This window comes from Mixta hanseatica (assembly GCF_023517775.1).
GTDB classification, from domain to species: Bacteria; Pseudomonadota; Gammaproteobacteria; order Enterobacterales; family Enterobacteriaceae; genus Mixta; species Mixta hanseatica.
The window spans coordinates 727188-739347 of sequence record NZ_CP082904.1; the positions used below are offsets into that span (position 1 = coordinate 727188).

A 12160-nucleotide genomic window follows, 5' to 3' on the forward strand; every position below is an offset into this window, starting at 1 on the left:
AATTTGATACTGAAACAGGCAGGTTTTATTGGCGGAGGTTTGCAGGTTTTTGCGGGGTTTGGCATTTGTAAGGCTACTCTGGGAATGGCATGTGCAGCTTATGGGGCACCGTTGATAGCGCATGGGTAAAACAGCGTTATTTACTGAAGCTTATGTTGATGGTGCAACATTAGCTGGCATCTATATTCAGCAGCATGGCGGTGATGAATAATGTATAATGAGGTATCGCTTACACAGCCAGGAATATGGCTTAACTGGCTGCATATAATTTTATCTACTGTATTAGCCGTAATTTTCTTTTTTTTGAAAAAAAAGCAGGTCGGGTTAAATACGGTACTCGTTGTTCTGGTGTTTATCGGCGTGTTAGTTGCTGGCGCTTTACAATATATTATATTTTGTTATGGCATGGATGCCGTTTTTTCTTTTTTGGTTTAATGCCAAGAGATCCATTTTGGTGGAGGCTAAGCGCACTTTTTTTTGCGATAGTTTATGGGCTTATGTTGCCCGTAAAAGAGCATAAAAATAAAGGAGATGATGGTTGAGTTCGCCCTTAATTAATACGCTGCTATGGATATCATCAATATCATCATGCCAATTAAAAAGTAGACTGAAACATTATTTAATTCGTTAATTTCAAATCAAGCCTTTTTCCACACTTAACTTATCCGTCAGAGATCATCATGTCAGAAATCAGCCGCGCCGTACTGTTCGGCAAACTGGACACGCTATTATTTACTTCGCTGGAGAGCGCGACGGCCTTTTGTAAGCTGCGCGGCAACCCCTATGTTGAACTGGTTCACTGGCTGCATCAGCTGATGCAGCATCAGGATGGCGATCTGCAGCAGCTGATCCGCTATTTCTCCCTTGATGAAGAGGCGTTAACACGCGATATCGTCGCCGCGTTGGATCGCCTGCCGCGCGGAGCCAGTGCGGTTTCTGATCTCTCAGAGCATATCGACAGCGCCGTCGAACGCGCCTGGGTTTACGGCTCGCTGAAATTCGGCGTAAGCCGGATTCGCGGCGGTCACTTGCTGATCGGCATGCTAAAAACCTTTAACCTCGCCAACGTGCTGAAAAGCATTTCGCCGCAGTTCAGCCGCCTGAGCGCCGATCTGCTGATGGACCAGTTCGACGCTATTTTCGCTAACAGTAAAGAGGCGCAGCAGACCGCCGCGCAGCCGGAAGCGACGCTGGCTGCGCCACAGCAGCAAGGCACGCTGGCGCAGTATGCCCAGGATCTGACGGCGCGAGCGCGCGAAGGCAAAATCGATCCGGTCGCCGGTCGCGATGAAGAGATCCGTCAGATGGTGGATATTCTGATGCGCCGTCGGCAAAACAATCCGTTACTGACCGGCGAAGCGGGCGTGGGTAAAACAGCGGTGGTAGAAGGGCTGGCGTTGCGTATTGCCGCAGGTGACGTGCCGCCGCCACTGCGTGATGTTCAGCTTTGGCTGCTGGATATGGGCATGCTGCAGGCGGGGGCCGGTATGAAAGGCGAATTTGAGGCGCGTCTGCAGGCGCTGATTAATGAAGTGCAGTCCAGCCCAACGCCGATTGTGTTGTTTATTGACGAAATTCATACGCTGGTGGGCGCTGGTGGGCAGCAGGGCACTGGCGATGCCGCCAACCTGTTAAAACCGGCGCTGGCGCGCGGTCAACTGCGTACTATCGGCGCGACCACCTGGGCAGAATACAAAAAATATATTGAGAAAGATCCGGCGCTGACCCGTCGTTTCCAGACGGTGCAGGTGCATGAGCCTGACGAAGAAAAAGCGCTGCTGATGCTGCGCAGCACCGTCAGCATGCTGGAAAAACATCATCATGTGTTATTGCTGGATGAGGCGGTCAGCGCGGCGGTGAAGCTTTCTCATCGCTATATCCCGGCGCGTCAGCTGCCGGATAAGGCAGTGGCGCTGCTGGATACCGCCTGCGCTCGCGTAGCCGTCAGCCAGGGCGCGCAGCCGCCGCAGCTGGAAGATTGTCTGCACCGTATCGCCGCGCTGGAAATTGAGCGCGAAATTGCCGAGCGTGAAGCACGGCTTTCATCCGGCGCTAGCGAGCGGATCGCGCAGCTGGACGCAGAGCTGGAGACGCTGAATCAGGAACGCGATGCGCTGACGGCGCGCTGGCAGCAGGAGCGTGAACGGGTGGAAACGATTATCGCTCTACGCGCGCAGCTGTACGGCGAGCAGGTGGACGATGTTGCGGCGCTGCAACAGCAGCTGGCGGAGCAACAACAGGCGCTCAGCGCGCTGCAGGGCGACGCGCCTCTGCTATTCGCGGCGGTTGATGCCAACGTAGTGGCGGCGGTGGTTTCCGACTGGACCGGCATCCCGCTGGGACGGATGGTGAAAAATGAGATCGACGCGGTGCTGAATCTGGCCGATACGCTCAGCGAGCGCGTGATTGGACAGCATCACGGCCTGGAGCTGATCGCTAAACGCGTCCGCACCTCGCGTGCGCGGCTGGACGATCCGAATAAGCCGGTCGGCGTATTTATACTATGCGGCCCTTCCGGCGTGGGGAAAACCGAAACCGCGCTGGCGCTGGCTGAATCCCTGTACGGCGGCGAGCAGAACATCATCACCATCAATATGAGCGAGTTCCAGGAAGCGCATACTGTCTCCACACTGAAAGGCGCGCCTCCGGGCTATGTCGGCTACGGTGAAGGCGGCGTGTTAACGGAAGCGGTAAGGCGGCGTCCTTACAGCGTGGTGCTGTTGGATGAAATTGAAAAAGCGCATCCGGATGTGCATGAGATCTTTTTCCAGGTGTTTGATAAAGGCTGGATGGAGGATGGCGAAGGGCGTCATATCGATTTCCGCAATACCATCATTATTCTGACCTCTAACGTCGGCACCCAGCTAATTAGCGCTATGTGCGCCGATCCCGAGCTGATGCCAGAGCCGGAAGCGCTTTCCACCGCGCTGCGCGCACCGCTGCTGGAAGTCTTTCCACCGGCTCTGCTTGGTCGTTTGCTGGTTGTGCCTTACTATCCGTTAAGCGATACAATGCTGGCCGAGATTGTTCGCCTGCAGCTAAAACGCATCCAGCGTCGTCTTGAAGAAAATCACGGGATCATCTCGCAAATCGATGAGAGCGTGATCGGCCAGATTGTCCAGCGTTGCACCGAAGTGGAATCGGGCGGACGCATGGTCGATGCCATCCTGACCAATACGCTGCTGCCGCAAATGAGCCAGATACTGCTCACGGCCAGCGCGCATGATCAGCGCTACCGTCACCTGCGCGTCAGTTTTGACCTGGGTGAGTTTCAGTGTCAGTTTGAGGCGTAAGCTTTAGCTATCAGAGAGTTGTCCATCATGGCAGAACACGATAACAACCGGACGGTGCCCAACGCATTGCCGATTGGGTACCGTTTTAATGAGTTTGAAATAAGGGAAGTAATTGGCGGCGGCGGTTTCGGCATCGTTTATCGAGCCTGGGATCACCAGCTTGAGCGCACTATCGCAATCAAAGAGTTTATGCCTGCTTCGCTGGCGGTACGCAGCGACGATCTCAACCTGGTATTGCGCAGCGAACGCTTTAGCAAAACGTTTCATGCCGGTCTGAACAGCTTTATTCAGGAAGCCCGGCTGCTGGCGCGTTTTAACCATCCGAACCTGCTGCACGTGTTGCGTTTCTGGGTGCAGAACGATACCGCCTATATGGGAACGGTATTTTACAGCGGCACCACGCTGTCGCGCCTGGCCGCCGAGCGCCCCGATCTGGTGAATGAAACCTGGATTCGTCGCTTGCTGCCGCCGCTGTTCGGCGCCATCAACACCATTCATCAGGAAGGCTATCTGCATCGCGATATTTCACTGGATAACATTCAGATCCAGGAAAATATGATGCCGGTTCTGCTCGACTTCGGTTCGGCGCGTCAGACCATCGGCAATCTCTCTGACGAGACCGAAACCATGCTGCGTCCCGGCTTTGCGCCGATTGAGCAGTACAGCGACAACAATGAAAGCGAGCAGGGCCCCTGGACGGATATCTATGCGCTGGGCGCGGTACTACATACTCTGATTACCGGCGCGCCGCCGCCAGTGAGCGTGGTGCGCAGCATTGAGGATAACTATCAGCCGCTGGCGGAACAGCGCCCGGCCGGTTTCTCGCTGCCGCTGCTGCACGCTATCGATAAAGCGCTGTCGCTGAAGCCGGAAGATCGTCCGCAGTCGATCGATGCCTTCGCCGCGCTTATGGAACTGTCAGTTTCCGATCTGAACGATATTCTCAACGTAAATATCGAAGGGCCGGGCACCATGCTGGTGCCGGTTGAGCCGGAAGCGGAAGCGCCGGCGACCGTATCGCCGCTGAAGCGCTATATGTGGCCGGGGTTAGCTGCTGCGGGCGTGCTGGTGGGTATTGCCGTCGGCGCTATGCTTGCCGGTAACGGCGATGCTACGCCAGACACCGCTGCCGTACAGTCGCAGAGCGAGCAGGCGCCAGCCGCCGCGAGCGCGCCGCTGCAAACTGCTGCTAACAGCGCGGCAACGCAAACGTCAGCGGCCAGCAAGCCGCAGTCTGCTGAGCAGCCGGAAGCGCCGCCGCCGGAACCGATCGCGCAGATTTATATCAAACTGCGGCTGGGCGATGATGTCGCGTTAAACGGCAATCAGCAGGCGCTGGTGCCATCGCCTAGCGGTTTTGCCTCGCTACAGCTGCCGCCGGGTGAATACAGGTTTACCGTGACCAATCAGGGAACATCGCGCGAGCAGAAAATAAAAGTCGATCGCGCCGGCGTCTGGTTGATTAATCCGCAAAGCTGGTGATGCTGCCAACTTACTGATTTAGTGTATGATGGTGTTTTTGAGGTGCTCCAGTGGCTTCTGTTTCTATCAGCTGTCCCTCCTGTTCAGCTACTGACGGGGTGGTGCGTAACGGCAAAAGCACCGCCGGACATCAGCGCTATCTCTGCTCTCACTGCCGTAAAACATGGCAACTGCAGTTCACTTACACCGCTTCTCAACCCGGTACGCACCAGAAAATCATTGATATGGCCATGAATGGCGTTGGATGCCGGGCAACTGCCCGCATTATGGGCGTTGGCCTCAACACGATTTTACGTCACTTAAAAAACTCAGGCCGCAGTCGGTAACCTCGCGCATACAGCCGGGCAGTGACGTCATCGTCTGCGCGGAAATGGACGAACAGTGGGGCTATGTCGGGGCTAAATCGCGCCAGCGCTGGCTGTTTTACGCGTATGACAGGCTCCGGAAGACGGTTGTTGCGCACGTATTCGGTGAACGCACTATGGCGACGCTGGGGCGTCTTATGAGCCTGCTGTCACCCTTTGACGTGGTGATATGGATGACGGATGGCTGGCCGCTGTATGAATCCCGCCTGAAGGGAAAGCTGCACGTAATCAGCAAGCGATATACGCAGCGAATTGAGCGGCATAACCTGAATCTGAGGCAGCACCTGGCACGGCTGGGACGGAAGTCGCTGTCGTTCTCAAAATCGGTGGAGCTGCATGACAAAGTCATCGGGCATTATCTGAACATAAAACACTATCAATAAGTTGGAGTCATTACCGAAAAATCCAGATCTTCCTCGCTTATTTTTTTATCTGCTGTCGACGATAAGCGTCAGGCACTCTTCTGAAATTTTCACCGTGATGCCGGTGCTGAATCCGGCCTCCTTCAGCTTGAGTGCTGGCGTACTAGTATCGCCCTGCTTTGACCGGTAGCCGATCTTAAGATGGCGCTGGGGTTTGGATATCATATTCTTAACCTAATGATTAGATTATAAAATATTCAGATAGGTGAATCTATCATAGTGTAGCGGTAGTCATATGAACTATGAAGCAATGTTTATTGTAATTTATATACAAAACTGACGGTACGATCCAAACTCAGGTTAGATCGTGCGACCTGAGCCGATAGGGCTGGCCGGCGGGATAAACCTGTACCAGTATGCGCCTGATCCGCTGAATTGGATTGATCTAAGCCGGAAACGATCGCGACGATCCTTCCGGCTATTTTTTACCTGCTGTTTAGTGCAACGATCAGACATCAATCCCCGTCTCGATCACTATCTCGCCATCTCCGCCCCGTGCGGCTCCCACCGCGATAAACCCCGGTTCAACAGCAAACGACTAATGGCAGCGGCTGTCGCCGCTGCTATGATGCGAGGCAGGCAGACAGGGACGTCACAGCATGGCGGTAGCGTGCCCGGGGCTAAAAGTGCGCTAAAAAGTGCGACTGCATCAGGATCGTCCCTATGATCCGATCGGGCTGCAGGGCGGGATAAACCTGTACCAGTATGCGCCTAATCCGCTGGGGTTACGTAAGTGTTCGTTTTCACGAAAACCTAAAAAAGTAAAATCAAAGTCAACAGGAAGAACTAAAGTAAGAAATAAAAATGAAGAATTCGCAATGGATCATGTAAAGAAACATCCAGAGAATGGAATAGAAATAATTAAGCCTGATCAAATTGGTGACCCTCATTTTAAAGAAAAGGGTTGGTCAAAAGTGGAACAAAAAATTAATGTCGTAAATGTTCACTACATGGAAAAAATAGATAAAGCGGGTAAGATGACCCATGTCACTCATTTTAAAATAAAAGATTAACTATGAAATTTATTTATAAAAATGATAAAGGGAAGGATGACCATTGGAAACAATGTGAGAAAATTCATGCTCCTTTTATAGAGCTAAATAGAGTTAGCAATGAATGTATTAATGTTTTCTATGATATAACAAACTACCAACTTGATTTTGAGGAAATATCCAATTATATCAATAAATTATATTCTGCTTATGTGGAATTTTTTATGTTCTCCGATCCTATGATTACGGGTTTATATGATCAATATTATTTCTTTAATTTAATAGTGAAAAGTGAACATGCTGAATTTATAGCAGGAAAATTATACGATTACCTCTTATTTCGGTTAAATAGTTAGTGAAAATTCGGAAAGATCACCTTATCCGCAATGTTAGGATGGGTCTGTTAAAGCTCAGCAAAGCTTTTCCGATAAAAAATGTCTGTTACCGAAATTATTGAGCATTAATGTGCTGTTATCGCCGCATTGCAGGTGTATCTCACGTTATGCCGACTGGCTCAGAAGAATGCGCCGCCGCTGACAGATAACCGTCTGCGAATACTTGGTGACTGCCGCTGGGACTATGACGCGCACGGCAACGTCACGGAGAAACGCGCCGGCCACCATACCGTGCAGCGTTTCCGCTGGAACGCGGAGCATCAGCTGGAAGCGGCGGTGACCCGGCGCAACGGTACGGAACAGCGAACCCGCTACGGCTACGATGCATTCGGACGGCGCAGCTGGAAGCAGGACGCCTCTGGCGTGACGCACTTTATCTGGGACGGCAACCGGCTGCTGAACGGGCAGCCGCAGGGAAAAGCAGTGACCACACGCTTCGTATGGAACGGCTTCCTTGCCTGTTTTCTCTACGATCTCCACTGCCTGACTCATCCACTTACCGCAGCCTGTTTTCATCAGCGTGGCAATGCCACCAGACCGCTTCGAACGGGCGCAGCGTCATGGCGTTAGGGCTAGCGGCGGTTTCGGCATAGTTGCTCATCAGCATTTGCCACTCATCGTCAGCGTTATCCCACTGCCACGGCTGGCACTCGCGGCTTAGATTCGCTACCACCAGCAGCGTTTTCCCTTGCCACTGACGACGATAGCACCATACGGCTGGATGGTCTGGTAACAGATCCTGATAATCGCCCCAGGTTAATACCGGCAGGGTTTTGCGTAAGGCGATCAGCTGCTGATAGGTATAAAATACCGAGTCCGGATCATTAAGCGCGGCTTCAACATTAATTTCCGTCGCGTTATCGGCCAGCCCAATCCACGGCTCGCCATCGGTAAAGCCAGCGTTAGGCGAGGCATCCCACTGCATCGGCGTGCGGCTGTTATCACGCGACTTGCTGGCCAGAATCGCCAGCAGCTCGTCGGCATCCCGTCCTTGCGCTCGCAGAGCGGCAAACATGTTGTGGCTTTCCACATCACGATAATCGGTAATGCGGTTGAAATGCGGGTTGGTCATACCGAGCTCTTCGCCCTGATAGATGTACGGCGTGCCCTGCATGCCGTGCAGCACCATCGCCAGCATCTTGGCCGCCGGAACCCGATATGCTCCCTCATCGCCAAAACGCGATACGATGCGCGGCTGATCGTGGTTACACCAGAACAGCGCATTCCATGCCACGTTGTGCATGCCATTTTGCCAGTGACGGAACAGCGCCTTCAGCGCAATGTAGTCAGGTTTTGCCAGCGTCCACTTCTCGCCGCCGGGGTAATCCACCTTCAGATGATGAAAGTTAAAGGTCATCGACAGCTCGCGCCCATCCAGTGCGGCGTATTGTTGGCAGTTCGCTAACGATGTGGAAGACATCTCGCCCACGGTCATCAGGCCGCGCGGAGTAAAGACGTCGCGGCTCATCTCCTGCAAATACTCATGTATGCGCGGCCCGTCAGTATAGAAACGGCGACCATCACCGTGCATATCGCTGGGGAAGTCCTGATCTTTAGAGATCAGGTTAATCACGTCGAGGCGCAGACCATCCACGCCCCGATCGGCCCAGAACTCACAGACTTTTTTCAGCTCGCGGCGTACCTCAGGATTTTCCCAGTTAAGATCCGCCTGCTCCGGCGCAAACAGATGCAAATAGTATTGCCCGCTTTCAGCGTGCCAGCGCCAGGCGTTGCCGCCAAATTTAGATTGCCAGTTATTCGGCAGCCTCTGTGGCGTGCCGTCACGCCAGATATAGAAATCACGGTACGGGCTTTCCTTATTTAGCGCTTCCCGAAACCAGGCATGCTGGGTGGAGGTGTGGTTAAACACCATATCCAGCACGATACGCATGTTGCGCGCATGCGCCTGTTCCACCAGCTCTTCGAAATCGTTCTGCGTGCCGTAGGCCGGGTCGATGGCGGTATAGTTCGCCACATCGTAGCCGTTATCCACCTGTGGGGAGATATAGAACGGCGTCAGCCAGATGGCATCTATCCCCAGCGTTTGCAGATAATCGAGACGTGAAATGATGCCGCGCAGATCGCCGGTGCCGCGACCGGTCGTGTCCTGAAAGCTTTTGGGATAAATTTGGTAGATAACGCCGTTCTGCCACCAGTGTGGAACTGTACTCATAATTGATTCCTGCAAATGCAAAGAGGGCGCAACTGCGCCCTGAAAAAGTCACACAATCTGTAACGTGCCCTGATGGAACTTACGCTGATAAATCACCGTGGTCAGCGCCATCGGAATAACAATCGCCACCGCCATTGCCATAGAGAACACCTGCCAGAAAGTGGGCTGGATAGAAAGAATGCCCGGTAAGCCGCCGACGCCGATGCCGTTCGCTACTACGCCGTTCAGCCCGCACAACAGCCCTGCCAGTCCCGAGCCGATCATCGCGCACAGCATAGGAAAGCGGTATTTCAGATTGATGCCGTACATCGCCGGTTCGGTCACGCCGAGGTAGGCTGAAATCGCCGCCGGCACCGAGATCTCACGTTCGTTATGCTTGCGGCTGACAATAATAATGCCGGTGACCGCCGAGGCCTGGGCGATATTCGATAGCGCAATCACTGGCCAAAGAGGTGTACCGCCCAGGCTCTGGATCATCTGCATATCAATGGCAAGCGTGGTCTGATGCACGCCGGTGATCACCAGCGGCGCATAGAAGAAACCAAACAGCGCGGCACCAATCGGTGCGAAGCTGCCAGTCATCAGGTGACGTACCGCAAAGGCAACGCCGTCGCCAATCATACGTCCCAACGGGCCAATAAAGGCGTGAGCGAGAAACACCGCGAGGATCAGCGAACAGACCGGTACTACCACCAGATAGAGATAGCTCGGCACGATGCGTTTTAACTGGATCTCAATAAAGCCCAGTGTCAGGCCTGCCAGTAAGGCCGGGATCACCTGCGCCTGATAGCCTACTTTGGCAATGGTAAACAGGCCGAAATTCCATACTTCCGGTACCTGCTGGCCCAGTAAGTAAGCGTTCATTAATTGTGGCGAGACTAGCGTGATGCCAAGGACGATACCCAGCACAGGCGTGCCGCCCATTTTACGTACTGCTGACCAGCAAACGCCTACCGGCAGGTAGAAGAAAATTGCTTCGCCAATTAACCACAGGAAATCATAGATACTCTGCAGCGCCGGATAGAGCTGGGCCAGCGTTTTGCCATCGCTGAGTGGCACATCGCCAATAACGTTACGAAAGCCAAGAATCAAGCCTCCGCTGATCAGCGCCGGCAGTAGCGGGAAGAAAATCTCAGCGAAATGGGAAATCAGCTGTTCATGGCATTTCATGTTCTGGCGCGCCGCTTTTTTCGCTTGTTCTTTATCCGCCCGAGAATGACCGGTAGTAGCCAGTAATGCCTTGTAGTAATCGCCAACGTCGGTGCCGATCACCACCTGAAACTGCCCGGCATTGGTGAAGCAGCCTTTTACCATCGAAAGTTCTTCAATGGCTTTGGGGCTGGCTTTGGCGGGATCGTTTAACACAAAGCGTAAACGGGTAATGCAATGGCTGACGGTAGCGATATTATCGCGCCCGCCAACCAGCACGATCAGCTGGTCGATATCAGATTGTTTTACTTTGCTCATCATGAAGCCTCATGGCTGCGGGGAGGGAATGACCTGCACACAAGCCTACTCTTTAAGCGCAGCGGGAAGAACGGGAACGTTCCCGAAATCAGTTGATGATCACAATAATTCAGCTCTGAGTGGTCAGGAGAGAGGAGCAGGGATGACGATTTGACGCGGATCGCTACGGCCGTTGATCTGCGCTATTAGCTGCATGGCCGCCTGTCGGCCTGATTCGGCATAGCCCGGATCGACGCTAATAATTTCGGGATGCAGAAACTTCATCAGCGGTGTATTGCCCACGCTGGCCAGCTGTAAGCCCTCAATGCGCTGCTCCTGTAAGTACTTACTTGCTCCCAGCGCTAACGTATCCGTAGCGCAGAGCAGCGCCGTGGTTTGCGAAGTCAGGACACTGGCGACCTGTTCATAGCCTTGCTTCATACTCAAGCCGGGCAGTGCGGCCACGGCAGAGAGCTGATGCTGGCGGCAAAACGCCAGATAGGCGTCGTGACGGCGCTGACCGGAGGTAACATCGCTATGCGGTACGCCGAGGTAGCTGATATGTCGATGCCCGCGCTCAAACAGGCGCTGCATCAGGGTAACGATCGCGCCTTCTTCGTCGTAACAGACGGAAGCGAAGCCGGCGGCATCGCGCGCCAGCAGCACAAGGGAAGATCGCCACGGCGCCAGCGTTTCTTCCTCAATGCCGGTAAAACCAAACAGCACCACGCCATCAATATTACGGCGTTGCAGCATCCCCAGATGTTCAGCCACCAGCTGCGGCGAGAACTGGCTCTCCATCATGATCGGATCGTAACCCTGCTCATAAAAGGTGGGCAGCATGGTCTGAACGGCGAGGTTCTCTGACAGGGAGTCAAGGCGAGTTACAATAATCGCCACCACCTTATCACTTTGACCGCGCATAGCGCGCGCAGAACGGGAAGGCGCAAAACCGTGTTGATTCATTACGGCGGCCACGCGTTCGCGCGTACGTTCGCTAACGCCGCTTTCGTTGTTCAGTACCCGCGACACGGTCGATTTACCCACGCCGCTTAAGCGTGCGATATCTTTAATGGTAAGGCGGTTCTGCATACTCTTTTCCCTGTATCACAACCATAAACAATCAATACCCAAGGTGTTATCGCTTGCCGCGCTTTATCGAGGCTGACCAGCTGAAATCAGCCACTTCACTTTCGGCTAGCGAAGAAGGTTTCTTTTTACGCACCGGTTTTTTAGCCGCCAGCGCTTTTTCTTTCTCATTGTTTTGCTTGATGGTCATGACCATTTGTCTGGCTTCGGCGGTAAATTCTTTCTCTTTTTTACCGTCTGGCTCCTTACCGGTACGAAGTTTATATTTCTGCACCAGTCCCCTGAACGTTTCATCTATAACGGCTCGCTCATTCGCATTAAACTGATCGATGGAAATCATTTTCTTGTCGTTCATGGGATGCCTTCCTGATAGTGAACTAACTCACCAAGATAGAGGATGCCTGCCCTGAGGACAATGAATCTATGCGAAAGACGGGCAACTAAGCTAAAAAGCGCCTGATAGCGCCAATCTTCTTTGACTCTTTCCTGCCCATCGGTGTTAA

General features: G+C 53.4%; 12 protein-coding genes and 2 pseudogenes. 9 read left to right on the plus strand and 5 right to left on the minus strand.

What is annotated here, in order from left to right; genetic code table 11:
* The first annotated feature begins 3 nt into the window (after nucleotides 1–3).
* The 5 genes from K6958_RS03450 to K6958_RS03470 all read left to right on the plus strand — a co-directional run bounded on the left by K6958_RS03450 (nucleotide 4) and on the right by K6958_RS03470 (nucleotide 5523).
* The gene (locus tag K6958_RS03450) at nucleotides 4–129 is read left to right on the plus strand and encodes a DUF4225 domain-containing protein (RefSeq protein WP_249893355.1); all 126 of its coding nucleotides are present in this window, start codon (nucleotides 4–6) and stop codon (nucleotides 127–129) included.
* Nucleotides 130–210: 81 nt separating this feature from the next.
* Nucleotides 211–435: a hypothetical protein gene (locus K6958_RS03455; protein WP_249893356.1), complete on the plus strand. Its 225-nt coding sequence runs from the start codon at nucleotides 211–213 to the stop codon at nucleotides 433–435.
* Between the two features lie 245 nt (nucleotides 436–680).
* The gene (gene tssH / locus K6958_RS03460; RefSeq protein WP_249893357.1) at nucleotides 681–3293 is read left to right on the plus strand and encodes a type VI secretion system ATPase TssH; all 2613 of its coding nucleotides are present in this window, start codon (nucleotides 681–683) and stop codon (nucleotides 3291–3293) included.
* A gap of 27 nt (nucleotides 3294–3320) precedes the next feature.
* Complete coding sequence (locus K6958_RS03465) at nucleotides 3321–4775, plus strand: serine/threonine protein kinase (RefSeq protein ID WP_249893358.1); 1455 nt, start codon at nucleotides 3321–3323, stop codon at nucleotides 4773–4775.
* Between the two features lie 50 nt (nucleotides 4776–4825).
* Nucleotides 4826–5523 (plus strand): IS1-like element IS1A family transposase gene (locus K6958_RS03470; RefSeq protein WP_103215986.1). Its coding sequence is split into 2 segments (ribosomal slippage): nucleotides 4826–5075 and nucleotides 5075–5523, totalling 699 coding nucleotides; the frame shifts between segments, so codons are not numbered across the junction.
* A 45-nt stretch (nucleotides 5524–5568) separates the two neighbouring features.
* Here K6958_RS03470 and K6958_RS03475 read toward each other — a convergent pair.
* Entirely contained in the window at nucleotides 5569–5727 is a 159-nt protein-coding gene (locus tag K6958_RS03475) for a type I toxin-antitoxin system SymE family toxin (protein WP_249893359.1), read from the minus strand.
* A 118-nt stretch (nucleotides 5728–5845) separates the two neighbouring features.
* On the opposite strand from K6958_RS03475, the pseudogene K6958_RS21290 reads away from it, so the two are divergent.
* The 4 genes and pseudogenes from K6958_RS21290 to K6958_RS03490 all read left to right on the plus strand — a co-directional run.
* A pseudogene (locus tag K6958_RS21290) lies at nucleotides 5846–5947 on the plus strand (RHS repeat-associated core domain-containing protein); the annotation flags it as partial.
* A gap of 253 nt (nucleotides 5948–6200) precedes the next feature.
* Nucleotides 6201–6575 carry an RHS repeat-associated core domain-containing protein gene (locus K6958_RS03480; protein ID WP_249893360.1) on the plus strand — a complete coding sequence of 125 codons (375 nt, stop codon included), beginning with the start codon at nucleotides 6201–6203 and terminating at the stop codon, nucleotides 6573–6575.
* A gap of 2 nt (nucleotides 6576–6577) precedes the next feature.
* Nucleotides 6578–6910 (plus strand): hypothetical protein, encoded by a 333-nt coding sequence (locus K6958_RS03485; protein WP_249893361.1) that lies wholly within the window; start codon nucleotides 6578–6580, stop codon nucleotides 6908–6910.
* A gap of 174 nt (nucleotides 6911–7084) precedes the next feature.
* A pseudogene (locus K6958_RS03490) lies at nucleotides 7085–7351 on the plus strand (hypothetical protein); the annotation flags it as partial.
* Between the two features lie 94 nt (nucleotides 7352–7445).
* On the opposite strand, the gene treC reads toward K6958_RS03490, so the two are convergent.
* From treC to K6958_RS03510, 4 genes are all read right to left on the minus strand, one after another.
* A complete protein-coding gene (gene treC, locus K6958_RS03495; RefSeq protein WP_249893362.1) occupies nucleotides 7446–9122 on the minus strand; it encodes an alpha,alpha-phosphotrehalase in 1677 nt (558 codons plus the stop codon).
* A 48-nt stretch (nucleotides 9123–9170) separates the two neighbouring features.
* Nucleotides 9171–10589 (minus strand): PTS trehalose transporter subunit IIBC, encoded by a 1419-nt coding sequence (gene treB, locus K6958_RS03500; RefSeq protein WP_249894588.1) that lies wholly within the window; start codon nucleotides 10587–10589, stop codon nucleotides 9171–9173.
* Nucleotides 10590–10712: 123 nt separating this feature from the next.
* Entirely contained in the window at nucleotides 10713–11660 is a 948-nt protein-coding gene (gene treR, locus K6958_RS03505; RefSeq protein ID WP_249893363.1) for a trehalose operon repressor TreR, read from the minus strand.
* A gap of 46 nt (nucleotides 11661–11706) precedes the next feature.
* The gene (locus K6958_RS03510) at nucleotides 11707–12012 is read right to left on the minus strand and encodes a hypothetical protein (RefSeq protein WP_249893364.1); all 306 of its coding nucleotides are present in this window, start codon (nucleotides 12010–12012) and stop codon (nucleotides 11707–11709) included.
* Between the last annotated feature and the right edge of the window lie 148 nt (nucleotides 12013–12160).